Origin of the sequence: Pseudomonas sp. SMN5, from assembly GCF_052041925.1 — a bacterium.
Classification (GTDB): Bacteria; Pseudomonadota; Gammaproteobacteria; order Pseudomonadales; family Pseudomonadaceae; genus Aquipseudomonas.
In genome coordinates this window covers 57,816-84,795 of the sequence record NZ_JBKGGX010000013.1, presented here as the reverse complement: position 1 = coordinate 84,795, position 26,980 = coordinate 57,816, and the positions used below count along the sequence as shown (strand labels likewise).

Sequence of the window (26,980 nt, the reverse complement as noted above, 5' to 3'; positions counted from 1 at the left end):
TGTTCGACGGCCTAGCCGACTGACCTGCGGATTTGAGTGACAAACCCATGCCAAAACGTACAGACATAAAAAGCATCCTGATTCTCGGCGCTGGCCCGATCGTGATCGGCCAGGCCTGCGAATTCGACTACTCCGGCGCCCAGGCCTGCAAAGCCCTGCGCGAAGAGGGCTATCGCGTCATCCTGGTGAACTCCAACCCGGCCACCATCATGACCGACCCGGCCATGGCCGACGCTACCTACATCGAGCCGATCAAGTGGCAGACCGTTGCCAAGATCATCGAGAAAGAGCGCCCGGACGCACTGTTGCCAACCATGGGTGGGCAGACTGCCCTGAACTGCGCCCTGGACCTGGAGCGCGAAGGCGTCCTGGAGAAGTTCGGCGTAGAGATGATCGGTGCCAACGCCGACACCATCGACAAGGCCGAAGACCGTTCCCGTTTCGACAAGGCCATGAAAGCCATTGGCCTGGAGTGCCCGCGCTCGGGCATCGCCCACAGCATGGAAGAGGCCAATGCGGTCCTCGACAAACTGGGCTTCCCGTGCATCATCCGTCCGTCCTTCACCATGGGCGGCACCGGTGGCGGTATCGCTTATAACCGCGAAGAATTCGAAGAAATCTGTGCGCGTGGTCTGGACCTTTCGCCGACCAAGGAACTGCTGATCGACGAATCGCTGATCGGCTGGAAAGAATACGAAATGGAAGTTGTCCGTGACAAAAAGGACAACTGCATCATCGTCTGCTCCATCGAAAACTTTGACCCGATGGGCGTGCACACCGGCGACTCGATCACCGTCGCACCGGCCCAGACCCTGACCGACAAGGAATACCAGATCCTGCGTAACGCCTCCCTGGCGGTACTGCGCGAGATCGGCGTGGAAACCGGCGGCTCCAATGTCCAGTTCGGCATCTGCCCGAACACCGGGCGCATGGTGGTCATCGAGATGAACCCTCGGGTTTCCCGTTCGTCGGCCCTGGCCTCCAAGGCCACCGGGTTCCCGATTGCCAAGGTCGCCGCCAAGCTGGCCGTGGGCTACACGCTGGATGAGTTGTCGAACGACATCACCGGTGGCAAGACCCCGGCGTCCTTCGAGCCATCCATCGACTATGTCGTTACCAAGCTGCCACGTTTCGCCTTCGAGAAGTTCGCCAAGGCTGACGCCCGCCTGACCACGCAGATGAAGTCGGTCGGTGAAGTCATGGCCATCGGCCGGACTTTCCAGGAATCCCTGCAGAAAGCCCTGCGCGGCCTGGAAGTGGGTGTTTGCGGTCTCGATCCGAAGCTGGACCTGAGCAATCCGGAAAGCATGAGCGAGCTCAAGCGCGAGCTGACCGTGCCGGGTGCCGAGCGTATCTGGTACGTGGCCGATGCCTTCCGCGCCGGCATGACCGTCGAGCAGATCTTCGGCATGAACATGATCGACCCTTGGTTCCTGGTGCAGATCGAAGACCTGATCAAGGAAGAGGAGAAGGTCAAGACCCTGGGCATGTCCAGCATCGACCGCGACACCATGTTCCGCCTCAAGCGCAAGGGTTTCTCCGACCAGCGCCTGGCCAAGCTGCTGGGTGTAACCGAGAAGAGTCTGCGGGCCCATCGCCACAAGCTGGAAGTATTCCCGGTCTACAAGCGCGTCGACACCTGCGCGGCTGAATTCGCGACCGACACCGCCTACCTGTACTCCACGTACGAAGAAGAGTGCGAAGCCGCGCCATCGACCCGCGACAAGATCATGATCCTGGGTGGCGGTCCTAACCGGATCGGCCAGGGCATCGAGTTCGACTACTGCTGTGTACACGCCGCGCTGGCCCTGCGCGACGACGGTTACGAGACCATCATGGTCAACTGCAACCCGGAGACCGTGTCCACCGACTACGACACTTCCGACCGCCTGTACTTCGAACCGGTGACCCTGGAAGACGTGCTGGAAATCGTCCGCGTCGAGAAGCCCAAGGGCGTGATCGTCCAGTACGGCGGCCAAACGCCTCTGAAACTGGCGCGTGCCCTGGAAGCGGCCGGCGTGCCGATCATCGGCACCAGCCCGGACGCGATCGACCGCGCCGAAGACCGCGAGCGTTTCCAGCAGATGGTCGAGCGCCTGAACCTGCGTCAGCCGCCTAACGCCACCGTGCGCAGCGAGGACGAGGCGGTCAAGGCTGCGGCCAAGATCGGTTACCCGCTGGTGGTGCGTCCGTCCTATGTGCTGGGTGGCCGGGCGATGGAAATCGTCTACAAGGAAGAAGAACTCAAGCGCTACCTGCGCGAAGCGGTTCAGGTGTCCAACGACAGCCCGGTGCTGCTCGACCACTTCCTCAACTGCGCCATCGAAATGGACGTGGATGCGGTCAGCGACGGCACCGACGTGGTGATTGGCGCGATCATGCAGCACATCGAGCAGGCCGGGGTTCACTCCGGTGACTCCGCCTGTTCGCTGCCGCCTTACTCGTTGCCTGCGCACATCCAGGACGAGATGCGCGAGCAGGTCAAGAAAATGGCATTGGAGTTGGGCGTTGTCGGCCTGATGAACGTGCAGCTGGCGCTTCAGGGCGAAGATATCTACGTCATCGAAGTCAACCCGCGCGCTTCCCGGACCGTACCGTTCGTCTCCAAGTGCATCGGTGTTTCCCTGGCAATGATCGCTGCACGGGTCATGGCAGGCAAAACCCTGAAGGAACTGGGCTTCACCAAGGAAATCATCCCGAACTTCTACAGCGTCAAAGAGGCGGTGTTCCCGTTCGCCAAGTTCCCGGGTGTCGACCCGATCCTTGGCCCGGAAATGAAGTCCACCGGTGAAGTGATGGGCGTGGGCGACACCTTCGGCGAAGCGTTCGCCAAGGCCCAGATGGGCGCCAGTGAAGTCCTGCCGACAGGTGGTACTGCGTTCATCAGCGTGCGTGATGACGACAAGCCACTGGTTGCAGGCGTGGCTCGTGATCTGATCAACTTGGGCTTCGAAGTGGTCGCCACTGCCGGTACCGCCAAGCTGATCGAGGCGGCAGGGCTGAAAGTGCGTCGCGTGAACAAGGTGACCGAGGGGCGTCCGCATGTGGTCGACATGATCAAGAATGACGAAGTCACGCTGATCATCAACACCACCGAGGGTCGCCAGTCGATCGCCGATTCCTACTCCATCCGCCGCAATGCGCTGCAGCACAAGATCTATTGCACCACGACCATTGCCGCGGGCGAAGCGATCTGCGAAGCGCTCAAGTTCGGTCCTGAGAAGACCGTGCGTCGCTTGCAGGATTTACATGCAGGATTGAAGGCATGAGCATAACCAAGTACCCCATGACTGTTCAGGGCGCTCGCGCCCTGGAAGAAGAACTCGCTCATTTGACCAAGGTCGAGCGTCCGCGCTTGAGCCAGGCCATTGGTGAGGCCCGTGAACTGGGCGATCTCAAGGAAAATGCCGAGTACCATGCCGCACGCGAAGAGCAGGGCATGGTCGAGGCGCGTATTCGTGACATCGAAGGCCGCATGCAGAATGCGGTGATCATCGATGTCACGACGATTCCGCATACTGGCAAGGTCATCTTTGGCACTACCGTTGAAATCGCCAACGTCGAGACCGATGAAAGCGTCACCTACCAGATCGTGGGTGAGGATGAGGCTGACATCAAGCTTGGCAAGATCTCCGTCGGCTCGCCCATCGCTCGCGCCTTGATTGCCAAGGAAGAGGGCGATGTGGTGGCGGTGAAGACGCCCGGTGGCGTGATCGAGTATGAGATTGTCGAAGTCCGTCACATCTGAAAGAAGGCGCCCGCTTCGAGCGGGCGCCATGGTCTGGCAGCTCACCCAGATGTTATGGGTGGGCGGCGTCTGGTTGCTGCACATCGGATTGCTGCCAGTGCTCAATCGGATCGGCCTTGCGCCATTGCTCATCGACGAAATTGCAGGCACGCTGACGATGCTGCTGGTGGGTTTTTGCGCGATGTGCGTGATATTCCAGGCTTTGGTGCTGGTTCAGGCCGAGGGCCTTGCCAGTCTATGGCGCGACATTCGTGGGCAATTGCTGCTCATGGCGTTGTACGCGTGCGGGATGTTCTTTGCGGTGCGTCTCGGCTGGCCGGATGCTGGCCAGTGGCAGGTGTTCAGCTACCTGGTCCTGGGATTTTCCGGCCTGGTGCTGGTGCTGCAACCGGTCCCCGGATGGAGTGGCAGGGTGTGCGAGGCACACCCTTGACCCTTTGGCATCACTTGAAGCGGTGAACGTTCGACAGTTGCTTGTTGACGCTGAAGTTCTTGCGATAAATCAGCGCCATCTTGCCGATGACCTGCACAAGGTCGGCCTTGCCGGCCTTGCACAATTCGGCAATGGCGGCCAGGCGGGCTTCGCGGTCCAGAATGTTGAGCTTGATCTTGATCAGCTCATGGTCACCCAGGGCACGCTCCAGTTCGGCCAGTACACCTTCAGTCAAACCGTTGTCAGCCACAGTCAGAACCGGTTTCAGATGGTGGCCAATGGATTTGTATTGTTTCTTCTGCTCTTGAGTGAGCGGCATAATCTGACCCCTGCGTCTGATCTTGTAAAAAAGCGGCGGCCAGTTTACCCGAGCGAGTCCGGGACCGCCCACTTAATCACGACCCGTTTTATTTTTAGAGGTGGCCCGTGGCCCGTTCCAAGACTAGCCAGAACTGGCTCAGAGAGCATTTCAACGATCCGTACGTCAAAATGGCGCAAAAAGACGGGTACCGCTCACGTGCCAGCTACAAATTATTGGAGATCCAGGAAAAGGATCGCCTGATCCGCCCAGGCATGACGGTGATCGATCTCGGAGCAGCGCCGGGTGGGTGGTCGCAAGTGACCAGTCGTCTGATTGGCGGTCAGGGCCGGCTGATTGCGTCCGATATCCTGGAAATGGACAGTATCCCCGACGTGACCTTTATCCAGGGTGATTTCACGGAAGACGCCGTGCTGGCGAAAATCCTCGAAGCCGTCGGAAATACGCAGGTCGACCTTGTGATTTCCGATATGGCCCCCAATATGAGTGGACTGGCCGCTGTCGACATGCCTCGTGCAATGTTCCTCAGTGAGCTGGCCCTGGATCTTGCCGGGCGGGTACTGCGCCCGGGTGGCGATTTCTTGATCAAGGTCTTCCAGGGGGAAGGTTTTGACGAGTACCACAAGGGCATGCGCAAATTGTTCGACAAGGTGCAGATGCGCAAGCCATTGTCGTCCCGTGACCGCTCTCGCGAGCAGTATCTGCTGGCGCGGGGGTTCCGCGGAGTCGAAGGCGCAGCGAGCGATGAGCGTCTTTGAGTGGGGTGATAGTTTTTTTTGTCTCGCATTGAAAATGCCACGTAACGAAAATTGCGCGGTCAAAGTTTCACAAAGGGTTACAGACGGCGCCTGCCAGAGTCGTAGGTAATGTAGTAAGTTAGGCCGGTGAATATCATGCGAAGCGCGCGCCAGTAGCGGAGCTTGCTTCAGAGGGTAGTTAATTGAACGATATGGCAAAGAATCTGATCCTGTGGTTGATCATCGCCGCTGTCCTTGTGACCGTGATGAACAACTTCTCCAGCCCTAACGAGCCGCAGACCCTCAACTATTCCGACTTCATCCAGCAGGTCAAGGATGGCAAGGTCGAGCGCGTAGCCGTTGATGGCTATGTGATTACCGGCAAGCGCGCCGATGGCGACACCTTCAAGACCATTCGTCCGGCAATCCAGGACAATGGCCTGATCGGTGACCTGGTGGACAACCACGTCGTGATCGAAGGCAAGCAGCCTGAGCAGCAGAGCATCTGGACCCAACTCCTGGTCGCAAGCTTCCCGATCCTGGTGATCATCGCCGTGTTCATGTTCTTCATGCGCCAGATGCAGGGCGGCGGCGGTGGCAAGGGCGGGCCGATGAGTTTCGGCAAGAGCAAGGCCCGTCTGCTTTCCGAAGACCAGGTGAAAACTACCCTGGCCGACGTCGCGGGCTGCGACGAGGCCAAGGAGGAAGTCGGCGAACTGGTCGAGTTCCTGCGCGATCCGGGCAAGTTCCAGCGTCTGGGCGGCCGCATTCCTCGCGGTGTGCTGATGGTTGGCCCACCCGGTACCGGTAAAACCTTGCTGGCCAAGGCGATTGCCGGCGAAGCCAAGGTGCCGTTCTTCACGATTTCCGGTTCCGATTTCGTGGAAATGTTTGTCGGCGTGGGTGCCAGTCGTGTTCGTGACATGTTCGAACAGGCCAAGAAGCACGCGCCATGCATCATTTTCATCGACGAGATCGACGCCGTCGGCCGCCATCGTGGCGCCGGCATGGGCGGCGGTCACGACGAGCGCGAACAGACCCTCAACCAGTTGCTGGTGGAGATGGACGGTTTCGAAATGAATGACGGCATCATCGTGATCGCCGCCACCAACCGTCCTGACGTACTCGACCCTGCGTTGCTGCGTCCCGGCCGCTTCGACCGTCAGGTCGTCGTGGGGCTGCCGGACATCCGCGGTCGCGAACAGATCCTCAAGGTTCATATGCGCAAGGTGCCGATGGGTGATGATGTCGCTCCGGCGGTCATCGCTCGTGGTACGCCGGGCTTCTCCGGTGCCGACCTGGCCAACCTGGTCAACGAGGCTTCGCTGTTCGCCGCTCGTGGCGGCAAGCGCATCGTCGAGATGAAAGAGTTCGAGCTGGCAAAGGACAAGATCATGATGGGCGCCGAGCGCAAATCCATGGTCATGTCGGAGAAAGAAAAGCAGAACACCGCATACCACGAGGCGGGCCACGCCATCGTCGGTCGCGTGGTGCCTGAGCATGATCCAGTCTACAAGGTCTCGATCATCCCGCGTGGTCGTGCTTTGGGCGTGACCATGTTCCTGCCGGAGGAAGATCGCTACAGCCTGTCTAAGCGCGCCCTGATCAGCCAGATCTGTTCGCTGTACGGCGGTCGTATCGCAGAAGAAATGACGTTGGGCTTCGACGGCGTGACCACCGGTGCATCGAACGACATCATGCGTGCCAGCCAGATAGCACGGAATATGGTCACCAAGTGGGGCCTGTCCGAGAAGCTGGGGCCGCTGATGTATGCCGAAGAAGAAGGGGAGGTTTTCCTAGGGCGTGGTGGCAGTGGCCAGCATGCCAGCTTCTCTGGCGAGACGGCCAAGCTGATTGACTCGGAAGTGCGCAGCATCATCGACCAGTGCTACGGCACGGCCAAGCAGATCCTGACGGATAACCGTGACAAGCTCGACGCCATGGCCGACGCCCTGATGAAGTATGAAACCATCGATGCCGACCAGATCGACGACATCATGGCGGGACGCACGCCTCGCGAGCCTCGCGACTGGTCGGGCGGTACCGGCACCTCCGGTACCCCGCCGGCAGTGCAGGGCGAGCGTCCGGAAACACCGATTGGCGGTCCGGCTGCTGATGTCTAAGGCTTGAAATGACTTCTGTTCCGTCCTCGACCCGGTTGCCTTGCGGCAACCGGGTTCTTGATTTAGCCCATGTGCATGTCATGGGTATTCTCAATGTCACTCCCGATTCCTTTTCCGATGGTGGTCGTTTCAGTCAGCATGACGCTGCGCTACGACATGCCGAGGCCATGGTTGCCGCTGGGGCGACGCTGATCGACGTCGGCGGCGAATCGACCCGGCCGGGCGCCCGATCGGTTTCTCCCACCGAGGAGCTGGAGCGGGTGGCACCGATTGTCGAGCGCATCCATCGCGAGCTCGATGTGATCATCTCGGTTGATACTTCTACGCCTGCGGTCATGCGCGAAACTGCACGTCTCGGTGCGGGTTTGATCAATGATGTCCGGTCGTTGCAGCGCGACGGAGCGCTGGATGCGGCGGCGGCTACTGGCTTGCCGGTATGCCTGATGCATATGCGTGGCGAGCCGGGGACCATGCAGAACGACCCGCAGTATCACGACGTGACCGCACAGGTGGGCGAATTCCTCGCGCAGCGTTTGGAACAGTGCGCGGTGGCGGGAATCCCTGCAGAGCGAACTATTCTCGATCCGGGGTTTGGCTTTGCCAAGACGCTGGCTCACAATCTGAGCCTGTTCAAACATATGGAAGCCTTGCATGCCTTGGGGCGACCCTTGTTGGTCGGGGTCTCGCGCAAGAGCATGATAGGCAATGCCCTAGGGCGTCCGGTAGGTGAGCGTCTGTACGGCGGGCTTGCACTCGCGGCCCTGGCCCTGACCAAAGGTGCGCGCATACTGCGTGTGCACGATGTGGCCGAAACGATGGATGTCGTACGGATGATCGCCGCTGTGGATTCAGCCGAATAAGAATGACGGAGCACTCATGAGCAAAAAATACTTTGGCACCGATGGTATTCGTGGTCGGGTCGGCGAGTATCCCATCACCCCTGATTTCATGCTCAAGCTCGGCTGGGCAGCTGGCATGGCGTTCCGCAAAATGGGCGCTTGCAAGGTGCTGGTAGGCAAGGACACGCGTATTTCCGGCTACATGTTCGAGTCGGCTCTCGAGGCTGGCCTGACTTCGGCGGGCGCCGATGTCATGCTGTTGGGGCCTATGCCGACGCCTGCCATTGCGTACCTGACCCGTACTTTTCAGGGGCAGGCGGGCATTGTGATCAGTGCCTCGCACAATCCGCATGACGATAACGGCATCAAGTTCTTCTCTGGCAAGGGCACCAAGCTGCCGGATGAAGTGGAACTGATGATCGAAGAGCTGCTGGATACGCCGATGACGGTGGTTGAGTCGAGCAAGATCGGCAAGGTGTCGCGGATCAACGATGCGTCAGGCCGTTATATCGAATTCTGCAAGGGCAGCGTGCCGGCCGGTACCAGTTTCGCGGGCCTGAAAATTGTTGTCGATTGTGCCCATGGCGCAACCTATAAGGTCGCGCCCAGTGTCTTCCGTGAGTTGGGAGCAGAGGTTGTGGTGCTTTCTGCCCAGCCCAACGGGCTGAATATCAATCACAATTGTGGTTCCACTCATACCGAAGCGTTGCAGGCTGCCGTGCTGGCCGAGCATGCCGATCTCGGCATCGCCTTCGATGGAGATGGCGACCGGGTCTTGATGGTTGACCATACCGGTACTCTTGTGGACGGTGACGAGCTGCTGTTCATCATCGCTCGGGATCTGCGCGAGCGAGGCAAGTTGCACGGCGGCGTCGTTGGCACACTGATGAGCAACCTCGGGCTTGAGCTCGCCCTGGCAGATCTGGATATTCCTTTCGTGCGGGCCAACGTGGGCGACCGCTACGTAATGTCCGAGCTGCTGGAGCGCAACTGGAAGATCGGGGGGGAAAACTCCGGTCATATCGTGTGCTTCGATCACACCACCACCGGTGACGCAATCATCGCCGCCCTGCAAGTGCTGATGGCGCTCAAGGCACGTAACGAAGGGCTTGCACACTCGCGCCAAGCGCTGCGCAAGTGTCCGCAGGTACTGATAAATGTGCGTTTTGGTGGCGGTGCGAATCCTCTTGAGCACGCAGCGGTCCGAGAGGCCAGCGAGCGCGTAACTCAAGCGATGGCGGGGCGTGGACGTGTATTGCTGCGCAAGTCCGGCACCGAGCCTTTGGTGCGCGTCATGGTCGAAGGCGAGGATGAAGCACAGGTTCGTGGTTACGCTGAAGAGCTGGCGAAGATCGTAACTGAAGTTTCTGCCTGAATTCGGCTTGCCAGTCATGAATCGGTTGGGTAACATCTGCGCCCACTTTGACCGACGAGGTACAGCATGCGTCGCCCTATGGTAGCTGGTAACTGGAAGATGCACGGTACCCGCGCCAGCGTCGCTGAGCTGATCAATGGCCTTCGTCATCTGGCCTTGCCAAGCGGTGTTGATGTCGCGGTATTCCCGCCTTGCTTGTATATCAATCAGGTGATTGATGGCTTGAAAGGCAAGTCGATTTCGGTCGGCGCGCAGAACTCTGCGGTGGAATCCATGCAAGGTGCGTTGACCGGTGAGGTTGCGCCGAGTCAGCTGGTGGATGCAGGTTGTACTCTGGTCCTGGTCGGACACTCCGAGCGTCGCCTGATCATGGGCGAGCAGGACAAGACCCTGATTCGCAAATTTGCAGCGGCCCAGGCGTGTGGTCTGACTCCGGTGTTGTGCGTAGGGGAAACTCTCGAGCAACGCGAAGCCGGCAAGACCCTTGAAGTTGTCGGGCGTCAGCTGGGCAGCATCATTGAAGACCTGGGTGTCGGCGCTTTTGCAAAAGCAGTCATTGCTTACGAGCCGGTCTGGGCCATTGGCACCGGGCTGACTGCTTCGCCGCAACAGGCGCAGGATGTGCATGCAGCCATCCGCGCGCAGTTGGCGGCAGAGAATTCTGAAGTGGCACGAGGTGTGCGGCTTCTATACGGCGGCAGCGTGAAGGCGGCCAATGCGGTCGAACTGTTCGGCATGCCGGATATCGATGGGGGGCTCATTGGTGGAGCGTCCCTGAATGCAGATGAGTTCGGTGCGATCTGTCGCGCCGCGGGAAACTGAAAAAATGCTGGAAACAGTCGTAGTCGTTTTTCATCTGCTGGGCGCACTGGGCGTAGTTGCTCTCGTATTGCTGCAGCAGGGTAAAGGTGCCGATGCTGGCGCGTCTTTCGGTGCAGGTGCTTCAAATACTGTGTTCGGAAGCCAAGGTTCCTCTACCTTTCTTAGTAAGTTTACTGCTATACTTGCCGCCGGTTTCTTCATGACCAGCTTAGGGTTAGGTTACTTTGCTAAAGAGAAAGCTCATGAGCTGACTCAAGTAGGTTTGCCAAACCCAGCGGTATTGGAGGCGCCCAAGCAACAACCGGCTTCTGATGATGTCCCGGTGCTTCAAGAGCAAAAGTCGGCCAACTCGGCGACTGACGTACCTCAAGCTCAAGAGCAGAAGTAAGAAGGTTTCAAACGCTGTATTGCCGAGGTGGTGGAATTGGTAGACACGCAACCTTGAGGTGGTTGTGCCCATAGGGTGTAGGGGTTCGAGTCCCCTTCTCGGTACCAATTATCAGGAGAGCCCGCAATTGCGGGCTTTCTTGTAGGTGGAGGTTACATTGACCCTGTAAGGGTTCAGCCGTATACTTGCGCCCCAGCTTTGTCGCGGGATGGAGCAGCCTGGTAGCTCGTCGGGCTCATAACCCGAAGGTCGTCGGTTCAAATCCGGCTCCCGCAACCAGTTTCAGGGGCCCCTTCCAAGGGGCTTTTTGTTAGCTGGACACTTTATAACGCCGCTGTTCAACGGCGTTTCAGGGATGGGCGATTCGCCCATTTTTTTTTATTTGCACAGCATGCACAAACATGCACGAGGGGGTTCAGGTGTCGAGCAAGCTAGAACAGTTGCAGGCCTTGTTGGCCCCGGTGGTCGTGGCCCTGGGCTATGAATGCTGGGGTATTGAGTTTTCGGCTCAAGGTCGCCACTCATTGTTGCGCGTTTATATCGATAAGGAAGGCGGCGTGTTGGTGGACGATTGCGCCATCGTCAGCCGCCAGATCAGTGGTGTATTGGATGTTGAAGATCCAATCAGCTCTGAGTACACCCTTGAAGTTTCCTCGCCTGGCATGGAACGCCCGCTGTTCACTCTTGAACAGTTTGCTTCGTTTGCCGGTGAACAAGTGAAGATCAGGCTGCGCTCGCCTTTCGAAGGTCGGCGCAACTTCCAGGGCCTTCTGCGTGGTGTAGAAGAGCAGGATGTCGTGGTGCAGGTAGACGACCACGAGTTCCTGTTGCCGATCGATATGATCGACAAGGCCAACATTATTCCCAGTTTTGACTGATACGTGCCAGATACTGCGGATCCCGCGGATCCAATGGCTTGCGAAAGGCGAGGCGTACGATGAGCAAAGAAGTACTGCTGGTTGTTGAGTCGGTATCCAATGAAAAGGGCGTACCGGCTGAAGTGATTTTTGAAGCGCTGGAGCTGGCTCTGGCCACTGCTACCAAGAAGCGGTTTGAAGACGAAGTTGATTTGCGTGTGGAAATCAATCGCCACACCGGTGCCTATGAGACTTTCCGTCGCTGGACGGTGGTCGAGGAAGACGACCTGGACGATCCGGCGATCGAAACCTGGCCAAGCAAGGTTGCGCAAACGCACCCGGGTGCCAAGGTAGGCGATGTCGTCGAAGAGAAAATCGAGTCCATCGAGTTCGGTCGTATTGCTGCGCAGACCGCCAAGCAGGTCATCGTGCAGAAGGTTCGCGAAGCAGAGCGCGCCCAAGTCGTCGATGCCTATCGCGAGAAGCTGGGGGAAATCATCTCCGGCACCGTGAAGAAAGTCACCCGCGACAACGTGATCGTCGACCTGGGCAACAACGCCGAGGCGTTGCTGGCGCGTGAGGACATCATTTCTCGCGAAACCTTCCGGGTTGGCGTGCGGCTGCGCGCGTTGCTCAAGGAAATCCGCACGGAGAACCGTGGCCCGCAGTTGATCCTGTCGCGTACCGCGCCGGAAATGCTGATCGAGTTGTTCCGTATCGAAGTGCCGGAAATTGCCGAAGGCCTGATCGAAGTCATGGCTGCTTCCCGTGATCCGGGTTCGCGTGCCAAGATTGCAGTCCGCTCCAAGGACAAGCGCATCGACCCGCAAGGCGCCTGCATCGGTATGCGTGGTTCGCGTGTCCAGGCCGTATCCGGCGAGCTGGGCGGCGAACGCGTGGACATCGTCCTGTGGGACGACAACCCGGCTCAGTTCGTGATCAACGCCATGTCGCCTGCTGAAGTGGCGGCAATTATCGTCGACGAAGATGCCCATGCCATGGACATCGCCGTTGGCGCAGACAATCTGGCTCAGGCCATCGGTCGCGGTGGTCAGAACGTGCGTCTGGCCAGCCAGTTGACTGGCTGGACCCTGAACGTGATGACCGAATCGGACATCCAGGCTAAGCAGCAAGCTGAAACCGGCGACATCCTGCGCAACTTCATCGAAGAACTTGAAGTCGATGAAGAGCTGGCCCAGGTGCTGGTGGATGAAGGCTTTACCAGCCTGGAAGAGATTGCCTACGTGCCGGTGGAAGAAATGCTCAACATCGACGGCTTCGACGAGGAAATCGTCAACGAGCTCCGCGCTCGTGCCAAGGATCGTTTGTTGACCAAAGCCATCGCTACTGAGGAAAAGCTGGCAGACGCCCATCCGGCCGAAGACCTGCTCTCGCTTGAGGGCATGGACAAGGATTTGGCGATGGAACTGGCGGTGCGCGGCGTAATTACCCGCGAAGACCTGGCCGAGCAGTCTATTGACGACCTGCTCGACATCGACGGCATTGACGATGATCGTGCCGGCAAGTTGATCATGGCCGCCCGAGCCCACTGGTTCGAGTAATTAGGCGCGGCCTGAGGAGAGAAGTGCATGACGCAAGTCACGGTGAAACAACTGGCCGATGAGGTCAAAACACCGGTAGAGCGCCTGTTGCAGCAGATGCGTGAGGCAGGTCTGCCGCACACCGCCGCCGAGGAACATGTGACCGACAGTGAGAAGCAATCGCTGCTGACTCACCTGAAGAGCAGTCACAAGGCGAAAGTGGAAGAACCACGCAAGATCACGCTGCAGCGTAAGACCACCAGCACCCTGCGTGTTGCCGGTAGCAAAAGCATCAGTGTCGAAGTACGCAAGAAGAAAGTCTTCGTACAGCGCAGCCCGGAAGAAATCGAAGCCGAGCGCAAGCGCGAGCTGGAAGAGCGCCGCGCAGTAGAAAACGCAGCACGTCAAAAGGCTGAAGAAGAAGCCAAGCGTCGCGCCGAAGAAGAAGCGCGTCGCCAGCCTGTCGCGCCACCTGCTCCGGTCGAAGCCGTTGCCGCGCCTGCTCCGGAGGCCGAACCAGTGCGTGAAAGCGCGCCGGTCGTGGCGCCGGCTCCGGCACCTGCCGATACTCGTAAACGCGACGAACAGCGTCGTCCCGACAAGCCACGTGCCGACGAAAACCGTCGTGGCGGTGGCGATGGCGAGCGCAAGAACGCTCCTCATCGGGCTTCGGTCAAGGAAAAGGCGCCGGCACCCCGTGTTGCGCCACGTACCACCGACGAAGAAAGCGATGGCTTCCGTCGCGGCGGTCGCGGCAAGGCCAAGCTGAAGAAACGCAACGCCCACGGTTTCCAGAGCCCGACCGGCCCTGTCGTGCGTGAAGTGAAGATCGGCGAGACCATCACTGTGGGCGATCTGGCCCAGCAGATGTCGGTCAAGGCTGCTGAAATCATCAAGTTCATGTTCAAGCTGGGCACCCCAGCGACCATCAACCAGGTACTGGACCAGGAAACTGCCCAGCTGGTTGCCGAAGAGCTGGGCCACAAAGTGACCCTGGTCAGCGACACCGCCCTGGAAGACTCCCTGGCCGAGTCCCTGAAGTTCGAAGGCGAAGCGGTTCCGCGTGCGCCAGTCGTGACTGTCATGGGCCACGTTGACCACGGTAAGACCTCGCTGCTCGACTACATCCGTCGTGCCAAGGTTGCCGCTGGCGAAGCCGGTGGCATTACCCAGCACATCGGTGCCTACCACGTTGAAACCGAACGCGGCATGGTCACCTTCCTCGATACCCCGGGTCACGCCGCGTTTACCGCGATGCGTGCCCGTGGTGCCAAGGCCACCGACATCGTGATCCTGGTGGTCGCAGCGGACGACGGCGTGATGCCTCAGACCGTCGAAGCGGTCCAGCATGCCCAGGCAGCCGGCGTACCGCTGGTGGTTGCGGTGAACAAGATCGACAAGCCGGGTGCCGACCTCGATCGCATCCGTAGCGAACTGTCGGTTCACGGTGTGACCTCCGAAGATTGGGGTGGTGACACGCCATTCGTACCGGTCTCGGCGAAGATGGGTACCGGCGTTGATGAGTTGCTCGAAGCCGTCCTGTTGCAGGCCGAAGTCCTGGAGCTGACCGCTACCCCTTCGGCCCCGGGCCGTGGTGTGGTTGTGGAATCGCGTCTGGACAAGGGTCGTGGCCCGGTTGCGACCGTTCTGGTTCAAGACGGTACCCTGCGCCAGGGCGACATGGTGCTGGTCGGTTCGAACTATGGCCGCGTACGTGCCATGCTCGACGAGAACGGCAAGCCAATCAAGGAAGCAGGTCCGGCCATTCCGGTCGAGATCCTCGGCCTGGACGGTACACCGGACGCTGGCGACGAGATGAGCGTTGTGGCTGACGAGAAGAAGGCCCGTGAAGTTGCGCTGTTCCGTCAAGGCAAGTTCCGCGAGGTGAAGCTGGCCCGTGCTCACGCCGGCAAGCTCGAAAACATCTTCGAAAGCATGGGCCAGGAAGAGAAGAAGACGCTCAACATCGTCCTCAAATCCGACGTCCGTGGCTCGTTGGAAGCATTGCAAGGCGCTCTGAACGGCCTGGGCAACGACGAAGTACAAGTGCGCGTGGTCGGTGGCGGCGTCGGTGGTATCACCGAAAGCGACGCCAACCTGGCACTGGCTTCCAATGCGGTGCTGTTCGGCTTCAACGTGCGTGCCGATGCCGGTGCTCGCAAGATCGTCGAGCAGGAAGGTCTGGATATGCGTTACTACAACGTGATCTACGACATCATCGAAGACGTCAAGAAAGCCCTGACCGGTATGTTGGGCAGTGATGTCCGGGAAAACATCCTGGGCGTGGCCGAAGTTCGCGACGTGTTCCGTTCGCCGAAGTTCGGTGCCATTGCCGGCTGCATGGTGATCGAAGGTGTCGTTCATCGTAACCGTCCGATCCGTGTACTGCGTGAAGACATCGTGATCTTCGAAGGCGAGCTGGAATCGCTGCGCCGCTTCAAGGATGACGCGTCCGAAGTACGTGCCGGCATGGAATGCGGTATCGGCGTCAAGAGCTATAACGACGTCAAGGTCGGCGACAAGATCGAAGTCTTCGAGAAGGTCCAGGTTGCTCGCAGCCTCTGACTCGCGTACTTCAAGAGCCGCAATGGGCAGCCGCATGAACATGCGCTGCCGCGCTGGCGGACTCTAAACGCAACGCCCGGTCTGGCTTTTGCCAGGCCGGGCGTTTGCCGCTTTCAGACCTTGCGGGTTTCCCGCAGGGCAGTAACAGGTAACAAGACATGGCAAAAGAATACAGCCGTACCCAACGAATCGGCGATCAGATGCAGCGCGAGCTGGCCCAACTGATCCGCCGCGAAGTCAAAGATCCGCGCGTCGGCCTGGTCACCATTACCGCAGTGGAAGTCAGCCGTGACGTCGGTCATGCGAAGATTTTTATCACGGTCATGGGCCAGGACGGCGTCGAGGACGTCGCCCAGAGCATCAAGGTGCTGAACTCCGCCGCCGGCTTCCTGCGCATGCAACTGGCTCGGGAAATGAAGCTGCGCAGCGTTCCGCAATTGCATTTCCACTACGACGAAAGTGTCGCCCGTGGTGCGCATCTGTCGGCGCTGATCGAGCGTGCCGTGGCTGAAGACAGTCAGCACGCGGTTGAACCCGGCGACACCAAGGAGTAATCGGTGGCTCAGGTCAAACGTATCCGCCGTAACGTCAGCGGCATCATCCTGCTCGACAAACCATTGGGCTTTACTTCCAATGCGGCGTTGCAGAAGGTTCGCTGGCTGCTCAATGCCGAGAAGGCCGGGCACACCGGCAGCCTCGATCCGCTGGCCACCGGCGTGCTGCCGCTGTGCTTCGGCGAGGCGACCAAGTTTTCCCAGTACCTGCTCGATTCCGACAAAGGCTATGAAACCCTGGCGCAACTGGGCAAGACCACTACAACGGCGGATGCCGAAGGTGAGGTGTTGCTGGAGCGCCCGGTGACCGTTGGTCAGGCGGATATTGAAGCGGTGCTGCCGGCATTTCGTGGAGAAATCAGTCAGATACCGCCGATGTACTCGGCCCTCAAGCGCGATGGACAGCCGTTGTACAAGCTGGCCCGTGCAGGCGAAGTAGTGGAGCGTGAACCGCGTTCTGTTACTATTGCGCGCTTGGAATTGCTGGCCTTTGACGGTAATACTGCGCGGCTGGCCGTGGATTGCAGCAAGGGCACCTATATCCGGACCCTGGTGGAGGATATCGGTGAGCAGCTTGGCTGTGGTGCGTACGTGGCAGAATTGCGCCGGACCCAGGCCGGGCCTTTCACGTTGGCCCAGACGGTCACGCTGGAAGAGCTCGAAGCGGCACACGCCGAAGGCGGCAACGAGGCGGTCGACCGCTTCCTGATGCCCTCCGACAGCGGTTTGCTGGACTGGCCGCTGTTGCAGTTCTCCGAGCACAGCGCGTTCTACTGGCTCAATGGTCAGCCGGTACGCGCCCCGGACGCGCCGAAGTTCGGTATGGTCCGGGTACAGGATCACAATGGCCGCTTCATCGGTATCGGTGAAGTGAGCGAAGACGGACGCATTGCGCCGCGTCGATTGATTCGGTCGGAATGACCGGAACCAGTCTGCGTAACAGCGGGCTGGCGAGTGTGGCTGTCAACAGGCACGGTCACTACTCTTTTATTGATACAGGGATTTGTCCCTGGCCTGTTGAAACCGCCCCTGGTGGTTTCCTGATAGAAGGATTGCCTCATGGCTCTCGACGTTCAAGAAAAAGCACAAATCGTAGCTGACTACCAGCAAGCTGTTGGTGATACCGGTTCGCCAGAAGTGCAAGTTGCACTGCTGACCGCCAACATCAACAAACTGCAAGGTCACTTCAAGGCCAACGGTAAGGACCACCACTCCCGTCGTGGTCTGATCCGCATGGTTAACCAGCGCCGTAAGCTGCTGGACTACCTGAAAGGCAAGGATCTGGGTCGCTATCAGACTCTGATCGGTCGCCTGGGTCTGCGTCGCTAATAAGCGATTGCGCTAGAGGTTGGTTGTCTGCCGTGTGTCAGTGGAATTTCCGCTGGCCTGCGGCAGGCTCCCAGCCTCAAGTTTTATCTGGATACACGTTTTACCCTGGACAAGAGTCGGGCCGATTCCCGGCATTGCCCAAGAATTTCGCAAGAAGACAAGTTCCCCCAAGAGCCACAAAAGAAGGTAGGACACCGTGAACCCGGTAATCAAAAAATTCCAGTTCGGTCAGTCGACCGTTACCCTCGAGACTGGCCGTATCGCCCGTCAGGCCTCCGGCGCAGTGCTGGTCACCGTTGACGACGACGTCAGCGTATTGGTGACCGTCGTCGGTGCCAAGCAAGCCGATCCAGGCAAGGGCTTCTTCCCACTGTCTGTCCACTACCAGGAAAAGACTTACGCTGCCGGTAAGATCCCTGGCGGTTTCTTCAAGCGCGAAGGCCGTCCTTCCGAAAAAGAAACCCTGACTTCGCGACTGATCGACCGTCCGATCCGTCCGCTGTTCCCGGAAGGCTTCATGAACGAAGTGCAGGTTGTCTGCACCGTCGTTTCCACCAGCAAGAAGACCGATCCGGACATCGCTGCGATGATCGGCACCTCGGCCGCGCTGGCCATCTCCGGTATTCCTTTCGATGGTCCGATCGGCGCTGCCCGCGTCGCGTTCCACGAAAGCACCGGCTACCTGCTGAACCCGACCTACGAGCAACTGAAGGCTTCGAGCCTGGACATGGTCGTGGCCGGTACATCCGAAGCCGTGCTGATGGTTGAATCCGAAGCCAAGGAACTGACCGAAGACCAGATGCTGGGTGCCGTACTGTTCGCCCACGATGAGTTCCAGGCAGTCATCAACGCCGTCAAGGAACTGGCCGCCGAAGCCGCCAAGCCAACCTGGACCTGGGCTCCGCAGGCCGAAGCCACCGAGCTGCTGGGCGCGATCCGTGCCGAGTTCGGCGAAGCGATCTCCCAGGCCTACACCATCACCGTCAAGGCTGACCGTTACGCACGCCTGGGTGAGCTCAAAGACCAGGTCGTCGCCAAGTTCTCCGGTGAAGAAGGCCAACCTTCGGCCAGCGACGTCAAAGCCGCTTTCGGCGAGATCGAGTACCGCACCGTTCGCGAAAACATCGTCAACGGCAAGCCACGTATCGACGGCCGTGACACCCGCACCGTGCGTCCGCTGAACATCGAAGTCGGCGTCCTGCCAAAGACCCACGGCTCGGCACTGTTCACCCGTGGTGAAACCCAGGCCCTGGTCGTTGCCACGCTGGGCACCGCTCGTGACGCGCAACTGCTGGACACCCTGGAAGGCGAAAAGAAAGACCCGTTCATGCTGCACTACAACTTCCCTCCGTTCTCGGTGGGCGAGTGTGGCCGCATGGGTGGTGCCGGTCGTCGCGAAATCGGTCACGGTCGTCTGGCCCGTCGTTCGGTCCAGGCCATGCTGCCGGCCGCTGATGTGTTCCCGTACACCATTCGTGTGGTGTCGGAAATCACTGAGTCCAACGGTTCGAGCTCGATGGCTTCGGTCTGCGGCGCTTCCCTGGCCCTGATGGACGCCGGTGTGCCGATGAAGGCGCCGGTTGCCGGTATCGCCATGGGCCTGGTGAAGGAAGGCGAGAAATTCGCCGTCCTGACCGACATCCTGGGTGACGAAGACCACCTGGGCGACATGGACTTCAAAGTGGCCGGTACCGCCAAGGGCGTCACCGCACTGCAGATGGACATCAAGATCAAAGGCATCACCGAAGAGATCATGGAAATCGCTCTGGGCCAAGCCCTGGAAGCGCGCCTGAACATCCTCGGCCAGATGAACCAGATCATCGGTCAGTCCCGTACCGAGCTGTCGGAAAACGCTCCGACCATGATCGCGATGAAAATCGACACCGACAAAATCCGTGATGTCATCGGTAAAGGCGGCGCGACCATCCGTGCGATCTGTGAAGAGACCAAGGCTTCGATCGACATCGAAGACGACGGCTCGATCAAGATCTTCGGCGAAACCAAGGAAGCGGCAGAAGCGGCACGCCAACGTGTCCTGGGCATCACTGCCGAAGCCGAGATCGGCAAGATCTACGTCGGCAAGGTCGAGCGCATCGTCGACTTCGGCGCCTTCGTCAACATCCTGCCGGGCAAGGACGGTCTGGTACACATCTCCATGCTGAGCGATGCCCGCGTCGAGAAAGTGACCGACATCCTCAAAGAAGGCCAGGAAGTGGAAGTACTGGTACTGGACGTGGACAACCGCGGCCGTATCAAGCTGTCCATCAAGGACGTCGCGGCAGCCAAGGCATCGGGCGTTTAATCACCCCTGCGCTTGACCACTGAACAGCAAAACGCCCCGACTGGTTCGGGGCGTTTTGCTGTGGGTCGAAAATCCTTGCGTTGCCGGTTGCCTGGCCACACGTGACGGTGCTAGGTTTAGCCACCGCCCGTGTAGCTCAGTCGGTAGAGCAGCGCACTCGTAACGCGAAGGTCGCAGGTTCGATTCCTGTCTCGGGCAAGATTAACCCCCTCCCGTCATTTCACCTTCCGGCTTAGTTCCTCGACCGTGCGTTTGAGCTGGTCAATTTCACGATCCTGATCACTCAGGTCCCGCTTAAGCGTCGAGATTTCGCTGCTGTTCGAATTAGAACTGGTCCCACTGTTGCGCTTGAGTTCTTCCACTTGCTTACCCAGGTCGCGCAGGTCTTGCTCCTGTTCCTTGACGGTGCGCTTGAGTTCTTCGATTTCCTTGTTGCTCGAACTGGAGCTCGAACCACTGTTGCGCTTGAGTTCCTCGATCTGGCGGGCCTGGTCGGCGAGGGTCCGTTTCTGTTCTTCCAGTTCGGTGGTGTTGGCCTTTACATTTTTAGGCAGTTCTTCAAGGACGCCGACGCTGATACTGGTCTTGAGGAGCACGTCATTGTTGATTGAGCTGCGCAGGGCTGGAATGGTGTCGGAGGACAATGTGTAACCAGACTCGGTTTCGACAGCCGCCCGGGCTGTACCTGACGAGATCATGCTGCCGAGCAACAGGCTGGCAACGCCAACGTGGAATGAAGACAACGCGGAAAAGCTGCGCATCACTGGGGTTCCTTGTGAAGTGCCGATATGGCACATCGCTATGACTGGATAACGAGACATAGGTTCCCCGCGCCCTTCGAGCTCCTCACGCGTGGTGCTGTAAGTATTCGTTCAATGCCTGGCGCGTCAGATCGTTCAAAGAAACGTTTTGACGGGTCGCGGCTAACGCTGCCGCCAGATGCAGATCATGTCCGATACGGACATTAAACGAACCTTTGCAAGGCAGTTCTGGCTGCTGTCCGAGCTGCTCGCAGCTTTGTAGATAATCATCCACCGCTTCGCGAAAAGCTGTTTCCAATTCTGCGACGGTTTGCCCTTCGTAACTTACCAGCGCCCGGATGAACAGCAGCTTTCCGAATAGACATTTATCCTCGGTGCTTGCCTCAATCGAGCCGATGTAACCCTTGTGCTGCAACTGGGCGCTCATGGAATCAGGCCTCCTGTTTTCAGTTGTTCAACGATCTTCTGGCGGTGTTGTTTATACGAGGTAAATGTGCACCGTTGGAAACGGGAAACTGTAACCGGACACTTTCTAGGTTCCTTGTGTCTATGCCAGTTGTTGCACTGGCTTGCGTCTCTGCTAGGATCCTTGTCGCATGCAGCAATACTTCTGTTTTCAGATGATCCCCCGAATGGTTCTGAAGGCCAGGGAAACCGGGCTTGCTACGGTTTCCTGCGTCAGAGAGATCCTTGAAGATCCAGATCCATCCTCCATTCCTCCGATCAGCGAGAACACCATGACCGCGAAAGCACTGACGCAAGAAGCCAGACACGAAGAAGCCCTGCGCAAGTACGCCCTGGACACGCCTCAGTTACTGGAAGAAATAAAGAACCTGAGTGCTGACGATCAGAAAGACCAGATCCAGTGGGCATTCGAGGACGAGGCTGAAGCCCAGGGGATGCAGCCCTGGGAGTTGACGCTCAAGTACACCAGCACACCTGAGGAGTTCGAGGCGCAACGCCTTGCCTTGCACAAGGAGGCGGCCGAGGTGTTGGGGGTGGAATGGGAGGAGTACTGCGAGATGAATAATTTGGTCGTTTAGCTGTGAGCTGCAAGCTACAAGCTACAAGCTACAAGCTACAAGCTACAAGCTACAAGCTACAAGCTACAAGCGTCGAGGCTTTGTCTTGCAGCTTGCAGCTTGCAGCTGCTCAGAGACTGAGCCGCATCGACAAATCCACCGCCTTCACATCCTTGGTCATCGCTCCAATCGAGATGTAGTCCACCCCGGTCTCGGCAATCGGGCGCAATGTGCTTTCGTTGACGCCGCCGCTGGCCTCCAGTTTGGCCTTGCCACCGTTCAGGCGCACGGCTTCGCGCATGTCGTCCAGGCTCAGTTCGTCGAGCATGATGATATCGGCATCGGCCGCCAGCGCTTCTTTCAATTCCGCCAGGCTTTCCACTTCGACTTCCACCGGCTTGCCTGGGGCGATTCTGTGGGCGGCAGCGATGGCCTGGGCGATCCCGCCGCAGGCGGCAATGTGGTTTTCCTTGATCAGGAACGCGTCGTACAAGCCGATGCGGTGGTTATGGCAACCGCCGCAAGTGACGGCGTATTTCTGCGCCAGGCGCAGGCCCGGCAGAGTCTTGCGGGTGTCCAGCAGCTTGACCTGGGTGTCGGCGACGAAGTCGGCCAGGTAGCGGGCCCGGGTAGCGACGCCTGACAGCAGTTGCAGGAAGTTCAACGCGCTGCGCTCGCCGGTCAGCAGCGAGCGAGCCGGGCCTTCGAGGTGGAACAGCGCCTGGTCGGGGCTGACCCGGTCGCCGTCGCGTACTTGCCAATGCACCGCGACCCGTGGGTCCAGTTGCCGGAACACCGCATCGACCCAGGCCGTGCCGCTGATGGTCGCGGCGTCGCGGGTAATGATGGTGGCCTTGGCCAAGCGTTCGGCGGGGATCAGTTGCGCGGTGATGTCGCCGCTGCCGATGTCTTCGAGCAACGCACGGCGCACGTTGGCTTCGATTTCGGCGGTCAGATCGGCGAGGCGTAGATTCGGCATGACGGGCTCCACAAACAAAGTGGCCCGATTATAGGGCCAGGCCGTGAGCGAACCCAAGGCGCCGCGCGCCTGCCCAGCGCTTCACGACCTGCATTTGGTCGCATCCTCGCAACATTTTCTGATTTTTCCGGTCACTTGTTGCGCAGTATTTCGAGCTCGATCACAGAGTCTGCTGGCAGGACGGGGTTCTTTTACCTGATAATCCGCCTTTCGATTGACGCCATAGCTTTGACGTTGCGAACCGAAGAATGCCGTTTCAGGAGGCTAGAATGCATAACGACGGGAATGTAGTGCCTTTACATAAGGTATCTACCGATCAGGCGAATCGTTCGCCGCTCGCCCGCCTGCCGGTGATTCTGCTCCAGGTCCGCGACAAGGCCGCCCAGCAGTTGCGCCAGGGTTTGCAGGGGCTGTTCGATAACGCCGACGACACGCTGTTCGAAATGGCCGACCGGGCGCGGGACGACGTCGAGCAGAACCTGTTCTTCGAAGCCATGCGCGACCTGCGCCTGAAGCGCAAGAGCATCGAGCGCGAATTCATCGAGCAGTTCTTCGATGCTTTCGTCAACCTGGCCCAGTATGATTTTACCCAGGCCACCCTCGCGCCCGTCGTGGCCGCCGGCATACCCGCGCAACCGACCAAGGACGAGCTGGAGCGACACCTGGCGGTCGAGTCCATGGTCGCCCGCGTGCTCAGGCACGATGGCGTGGCGCTCGAACAATTGACCGCCCGGCTCGGCGTATTACTGGAGCGGCCACTGACCAGCCAGCACAATCCATTGAGCCCGGCGTTGCTGTGCGAACATTTCCTGCAGGCCGGGCGCAATCTGGGGGTGGGGATCAAGGTCAAGCTGATCCTGCTCAAGCTGTTCGAGCGCTATGTGCTCAGCGAATGCGACCAACTCTATGCCGAGGCCAATCAGTTGCTGGCCGCCACCGGGATCCTGCCTGACCTCAAGGCCTCGCCGTCGCGGCGGGCCTCGGATCGCACCGCCGACAAGCCGGTGCCCAAGGCCGACAAACCAGCCAAACCGCGAGCGGCCGAGGTCGACGACAGCGTGCAGGAAGTGTTCGCCGCGTTGCAGAAGTTGTTGATGCAGGTACGCGGCAGTGTGGCGCCCACCCTGGAAGCCAGCGCACCGGCCCAGCCGATTTCCACCCGTGACCTGCTGCGGTTGCTCTCTCACTTGCAGCAATACGTGCCGGCACCTGCTGTGCAGGACGAATTCGACCTGCGCGGCCAGCTGGAACAATTGCTCACCCGCGTCAGCGTCAGGAGTGGCAAGTCCCGGGTTGTGGAGGATGCCGATGAGGACGTGATCAACCTGATCTCGATGATGTTCGAGTTCATCCTCGACGACCATAATCTGCCGGACACCTTCAAGGCCCTGATCGGGCGCCTGCAAATCCCGATGCTCAAGGTCGCGGTGCAGGACAAGAGTTTCTTCAGCCGCGGCAATCACCCCGCCCGCAGGTTGCTCAATGAGATTGCCGCCGCGGCCATGGGGTGTGGCGATTGCGATGACCAACAGCGCGATAGCCTCTACTTGCGTATCGAGCAGGTGGTCCAGCGCCTGTTGAATGATTATGTCGATGACCCGACGATTTTCTCCGAGTTGCTGGCTGACTTCCTGGCCTTCACCAGTGACGAACGGCGCCGCAGTGAATTGCTTGAGCAGCGCATCCGTGACGCGGAAGAGGGCAGGGCCAAGGCCGACCTCGCTCGGCAGCGAGTCGAAGGAGCGCTGAACCAGGTCCTGCTGGGCAAGGTGTTGCCCCAGGCGGTGGTGGAGTTCGTGCAACAGGCCTGGAGCCAGGTGCTGCTGTTGACCTGCTTCAAGCACGGTGAACATTCCGAGGAGTGGAAAGCGGATGTCCTGACCCTGGAGCAATTGATCTGGAGCGTCCAGCCGCACGATGAGTCCGACGCCGGCCTGCGCTTGCTGGCGATGGTGCCGGAACTGCTCAAGGCCCTGCGCGAGGGCTTGAGCCGCTCGGCGTTCGACCCGTTTGCCACCAGCGAATTCTTCAGTGAGTTGGAAGTCTTGCACGTGCAATCGCTAGAGCGCATGGGACAGGCGCCGGAGCAGGCGAAGCCGCAGCCGTCCGACCTGCCGGTAATGGTCCAGGTGTCGGAAAGAATCGTCCTGCGCGCAGCCAACAAGGCGCCGGCGGAGAGCGCGGCAGTTCGGCTGCCGGCCGATGACGTGGGCTTGATCCAGGTCGATCAATTGCGCCTGGGCAGTTGGGTCGAGTTCCAGGAAGAGGACGACAACCGCCTGCGCTGCAAGCTGGCGGCAATCATCCAGGCCACCGGCAAATATGTTTTCGTCAACCGCACCGGTCTCAAGGTGCTGGAGCACAGCCGCACCAGCCTGGCCCTGGAGTTCCGCCGAGGGGCGGCCCGGTTGCTGGACGACACGTTGTTGTTCGACCGGGCACTGGAGTCGGTGCTGGGCAATCTGCGCCAGCTCAATCGCGGCAAGTGATCGCGCAGCCGGGGCCGATCGCGGCATACTGGCGCCATTCACTGTCGTCATCGAAGGAACCCGTATGCAGCTGGACCCCGCGAGCGGTTGGTGTGATGGCGTGCGTCATTGCCCCTCGCCCAACTTCAATGCGCGCCCCGAGGGCGAAATTTCCCTGCTGGTGATCCACAACATCAGCCTGCCTCCGGCACAATTTGCCACGGGCAAGGTGCAGGAATTCTTCCAGAATCGTCTGGATGTCACGGAACATCCCTACTTTGCCGGTATCGCTGACCTGCGTGTCTCGGCGCATTTTCTGATCGAGCGTGACGGTGCCGTCACCCAGTTTGTCTCCTGTCTGGACCGCGCGTGGCATGCGGGCGTCTCATGTTTCGAGGGGCGGGAAACCTGTAACGATTTTTCCATAGGCATCGAGCTCGAGGGCACCGATGATCTGCCGTTCACCGACGCGCAATACGTCGCATTGGTGGACCTGACGCGGCAGCTGCAGGCGGCGTTCAAGGCGATCACGGTGCAGCGCATTTGCGGGCACAGCGACATCGCCCCGGGGCGCAAGACCGATCCAGGATCGGCATTCGACTGGGCACGCTACCGTGCGGCCCTGACAGAAGGGGAAGGACAATGAGTTTTCTGGTATTGCTGCTGGCGGTCTGGGTCGAGAAATTCTCGGCCTTGCGCCAGCGGGTCCAGCGCGACGGCGGTTGGTTGCGCGAGCTGAACAGGCTCGAGGCGCATCCCCGTTGGGTCAAACGACCATGGCTGGTGCTGATCGTCATGGTGGTGCTGCCGGCGGCGCTGCTGGCGCTGTTGCTGTGGGTGCTGGAGCCGGTAGCCTATGGGCTGTTGGCGCTACCGGTGCACCTGCTGGTGGTGATCTACAGCCTTGGGCGCGGCGATCTGCTCGCCGGCCTGGGGCCGTTTCGCGATGCGTGGCGTCGGCAAGACCTGCAAGCGGCAGCCCATGTCGCCAGGCGCGACCTGGGCCTTGAAGCCAGCGACGGCGAGCAACTGCTGGAGCGGGTCCAGGGGCACCTGTTGTGGCAGGCCTACCAGAGCTTTTTCGCGGTGATTTTCTGGTACTTCCTGCTCGGTCCGGTGGCGGCCTTGAGTTATCGGCTACTGGCATTGGCCGCCGAGCACAGCCTCAACCCCGGCGTAGCGGAGCGGGCCGCGCAGATGCGCCATGCCTTCGACTGGGTGCCCGTGCGGCTGCTGGCGGCAAGCTTCGCCCTGGTGGGCAACTTCGTCGCGGTCAGTCGGGTCATGCTGCACGAGTTGCTGAACTGGAACATCAGCGCCGCGGAACTCATCGACAAGGTTGGCCTGGTGGCGGGTGAGATTCCCAAGCCCGTGGCCGGGCCGGACGGCATCAACAGCCTGGACCGGCTCTGGGAACTGCTGCTGCGCGCGGCACTGCTCTGGTATGCGGGGTTTGCGTTGTGGACGGTGTTGGCCTGACACAGCGAGTGATCGAATGACCGGCAGCTTGTTGTGATAAGTGAGCCTGTTGTGGCCAGTGCGCTTATTGTGGCGAGGGAGCTTGCTGTGGCGAGGGAGCTTGCTCCCGCTGAGGTGCGAAGCGCCTCCAATAGATTGCGGCCGCTGCGCGCCCGAACGGGAGCAAGCTCCCTCGCCACAGGGACCGTGCCACGTTGACTCGTTAACCTTAAGTTACAAATCTCACCGCCGATTTAGGCTATACAGGAACAGCGCCCGAATAGTGGCTTTGTGCTGTCTGCGTGCGCCTGCCCATAACAATAACAACACTACCGGGAGACTCCCTTGTGAAGAGTTTGC

General features: G+C 59.7%; 24 protein-coding genes and 3 tRNA genes. 23 read left to right on the top strand and 4 right to left on the bottom strand.

All coding sequences use genetic code 11. The features are described from left to right. The first annotated feature begins 47 nt into the window (after positions 1-47). From carB to ACLEJR_RS15035, 3 genes are read left to right on the top strand one after another with little or no spacing between them, the layout of a single operon-like run. Positions 48-3,269 (top strand): carbamoyl-phosphate synthase large subunit, encoded by a 3,222-nt coding sequence (gene carB / locus ACLEJR_RS15045; RefSeq protein WP_440793659.1) that lies wholly within the window; start codon positions 48-50, stop codon positions 3,267-3,269. 2 nt (positions 3,270-3,271) lie between these two features. Next, the gene (gene greA, locus ACLEJR_RS15040; protein WP_440793948.1) at positions 3,272-3,748 is read left to right on the top strand and encodes a transcription elongation factor GreA; all 477 of its coding nucleotides are present in this window, start codon (positions 3,272-3,274) and stop codon (positions 3,746-3,748) included. A gap of 28 nt (positions 3,749-3,776) precedes the next feature. Further along, complete coding sequence (locus ACLEJR_RS15035; protein WP_440793661.1) at positions 3,777-4,181, top strand: MFS transporter; 405 nt, start codon at positions 3,777-3,779, stop codon at positions 4,179-4,181. Between the two features lie 10 nt (positions 4,182-4,191). Here the strand turns inward: ACLEJR_RS15035 and ACLEJR_RS15030 are convergent, their stop codons facing one another. Then, on the bottom strand, positions 4,192-4,500 hold the full coding sequence (locus tag ACLEJR_RS15030) for a YhbY family RNA-binding protein (protein ID WP_039592320.1): 309 nt from the start codon (positions 4,498-4,500) through the stop codon (positions 4,192-4,194). Positions 4,501-4,607: 107 nt separating this feature from the next. Between ACLEJR_RS15030 and rlmE the strand changes: the two genes are divergently transcribed. The 16 genes from rlmE (at position 4,608) to ACLEJR_RS14950 (ending at position 20,130) form a co-directional block, all read left to right on the top strand. Then, a complete protein-coding gene (rlmE, locus tag ACLEJR_RS15025) occupies positions 4,608-5,258 on the top strand; it encodes a 23S rRNA (uridine(2552)-2'-O)-methyltransferase RlmE (RefSeq protein WP_135843643.1) in 651 nt (216 codons plus the stop codon). 191 nt (positions 5,259-5,449) lie between these two features. After that, entirely contained in the window at positions 5,450-7,360 is a 1,911-nt protein-coding gene (ftsH, locus tag ACLEJR_RS15020; protein WP_440793665.1) for an ATP-dependent zinc metalloprotease FtsH, read from the top strand. Positions 7,361-7,368: 8 nt separating this feature from the next. Beyond that, positions 7,369-8,220, top strand: a complete 852-nt coding sequence (folP, locus tag ACLEJR_RS15015) for a dihydropteroate synthase (protein ID WP_440814815.1) — start codon at positions 7,369-7,371, stop codon at positions 8,218-8,220. 16 nt (positions 8,221-8,236) lie between these two features. After that, positions 8,237-9,574 (top strand): phosphoglucosamine mutase, encoded by a 1,338-nt coding sequence (glmM, locus tag ACLEJR_RS15010; protein WP_440793668.1) that lies wholly within the window; start codon positions 8,237-8,239, stop codon positions 9,572-9,574. Positions 9,575-9,640: 66 nt separating this feature from the next. Further along, entirely contained in the window at positions 9,641-10,396 is a 756-nt protein-coding gene (tpiA, locus tag ACLEJR_RS15005; RefSeq protein WP_304554054.1) for a triose-phosphate isomerase, read from the top strand. Between the two features lie 4 nt (positions 10,397-10,400). Beyond that, positions 10,401-10,784, top strand: a complete 384-nt coding sequence (secG, locus tag ACLEJR_RS15000; RefSeq protein WP_440793950.1) for a preprotein translocase subunit SecG — start codon at positions 10,401-10,403, stop codon at positions 10,782-10,784. Positions 10,785-10,805: 21 nt separating this feature from the next. Next, a tRNA-Leu gene (locus tag ACLEJR_RS14995) sits at positions 10,806-10,891 on the top strand. Between the two features lie 95 nt (positions 10,892-10,986). Then, positions 10,987-11,063, top strand: a tRNA-Met gene (locus ACLEJR_RS14990). Positions 11,064-11,203: 140 nt separating this feature from the next. Further along, positions 11,204-11,662 (top strand): ribosome maturation factor RimP, encoded by a 459-nt coding sequence (gene rimP, locus ACLEJR_RS14985; RefSeq protein ID WP_440793951.1) that lies wholly within the window; start codon positions 11,204-11,206, stop codon positions 11,660-11,662. A 59-nt stretch (positions 11,663-11,721) separates the two neighbouring features. After that, positions 11,722-13,203 carry a transcription termination factor NusA gene (gene nusA / locus ACLEJR_RS14980; protein ID WP_440793669.1) on the top strand — a complete coding sequence of 494 codons (1,482 nt, stop codon included), beginning with the start codon at positions 11,722-11,724 and terminating at the stop codon, positions 13,201-13,203. Between the two features lie 27 nt (positions 13,204-13,230). Continuing rightward, positions 13,231-15,747, top strand: a complete 2,517-nt coding sequence (gene infB, locus ACLEJR_RS14975) for a translation initiation factor IF-2 (protein ID WP_440814813.1) — start codon at positions 13,231-13,233, stop codon at positions 15,745-15,747. A 158-nt stretch (positions 15,748-15,905) separates the two neighbouring features. Continuing rightward, a complete protein-coding gene (rbfA, locus tag ACLEJR_RS14970; protein ID WP_440793672.1) occupies positions 15,906-16,301 on the top strand; it encodes a 30S ribosome-binding factor RbfA in 396 nt (131 codons plus the stop codon). 3 nt (positions 16,302-16,304) lie between these two features. Further along, on the top strand, positions 16,305-17,222 hold the full coding sequence (gene truB / locus ACLEJR_RS14965) for a tRNA pseudouridine(55) synthase TruB (RefSeq protein ID WP_440793674.1): 918 nt from the start codon (positions 16,305-16,307) through the stop codon (positions 17,220-17,222). 138 nt (positions 17,223-17,360) lie between these two features. Next, positions 17,361-17,630, top strand: coding sequence for a 30S ribosomal protein S15 (rpsO, locus tag ACLEJR_RS14960; protein WP_015093441.1), 270 nt, complete (start codon positions 17,361-17,363; stop codon positions 17,628-17,630). Between the two features lie 196 nt (positions 17,631-17,826). Next, positions 17,827-19,932 (top strand): polyribonucleotide nucleotidyltransferase, encoded by a 2,106-nt coding sequence (pnp, locus tag ACLEJR_RS14955; RefSeq protein WP_440814812.1) that lies wholly within the window; start codon positions 17,827-17,829, stop codon positions 19,930-19,932. Positions 19,933-20,057: 125 nt separating this feature from the next. Further along, positions 20,058-20,130: transfer RNA gene (locus ACLEJR_RS14950), tRNA-Thr, on the top strand. A 17-nt stretch (positions 20,131-20,147) separates the two neighbouring features. Here ACLEJR_RS14950 and ACLEJR_RS14945 read toward each other — a convergent pair. Together ACLEJR_RS14945 and ACLEJR_RS14940 are read right to left on the bottom strand one after the other, a co-directional pair. After that, positions 20,148-20,693, bottom strand: a complete 546-nt coding sequence (locus ACLEJR_RS14945; RefSeq protein WP_440814810.1) for a hypothetical protein — start codon at positions 20,691-20,693, stop codon at positions 20,148-20,150. 85 nt (positions 20,694-20,778) lie between these two features. Continuing rightward, positions 20,779-21,120: a type II toxin-antitoxin system HicB family antitoxin gene (locus tag ACLEJR_RS14940; RefSeq protein ID WP_245145134.1), complete on the bottom strand. Its 342-nt coding sequence runs from the start codon at positions 21,118-21,120 to the stop codon at positions 20,779-20,781. 310 nt (positions 21,121-21,430) lie between these two features. Between ACLEJR_RS14940 and ACLEJR_RS14935 the strand changes: the two genes are divergently transcribed. After that, a complete protein-coding gene (locus ACLEJR_RS14935) occupies positions 21,431-21,736 on the top strand; it encodes a DUF6388 family protein (protein ID WP_440793683.1) in 306 nt (101 codons plus the stop codon). Positions 21,737-21,845: 109 nt separating this feature from the next. Here the strand turns inward: ACLEJR_RS14935 and nadC are convergent, their stop codons facing one another. Beyond that, positions 21,846-22,694 carry a carboxylating nicotinate-nucleotide diphosphorylase gene (gene nadC, locus ACLEJR_RS14930; protein ID WP_440793685.1) on the bottom strand — a complete coding sequence of 283 codons (849 nt, stop codon included), beginning with the start codon at positions 22,692-22,694 and terminating at the stop codon, positions 21,846-21,848. Between the two features lie 269 nt (positions 22,695-22,963). Here nadC and ACLEJR_RS14925 point away from each other — a divergent pair, with 269 nt between their 5' ends. The 3 genes from ACLEJR_RS14925 (at position 22,964) to ampE (ending at position 26,641) form a co-directional block, all read left to right on the top strand. After that, positions 22,964-25,183 carry a DUF1631 domain-containing protein gene (locus ACLEJR_RS14925; RefSeq protein ID WP_440814808.1) on the top strand — a complete coding sequence of 740 codons (2,220 nt, stop codon included), beginning with the start codon at positions 22,964-22,966 and terminating at the stop codon, positions 25,181-25,183. A gap of 64 nt (positions 25,184-25,247) precedes the next feature. Next, a complete protein-coding gene (gene ampD, locus ACLEJR_RS14920; protein WP_440814806.1) occupies positions 25,248-25,808 on the top strand; it encodes a 1,6-anhydro-N-acetylmuramyl-L-alanine amidase AmpD in 561 nt (186 codons plus the stop codon). Continuing rightward, positions 25,805-26,641, top strand: coding sequence for a regulatory signaling modulator protein AmpE (ampE, locus tag ACLEJR_RS14915; RefSeq protein WP_440793691.1), 837 nt, complete (start codon positions 25,805-25,807; stop codon positions 26,639-26,641). The genes ampD and ampE overlap by 4 nt, the downstream gene beginning before the upstream one ends. Positions 26,642-26,980: the final 339 nt, after the last annotated feature.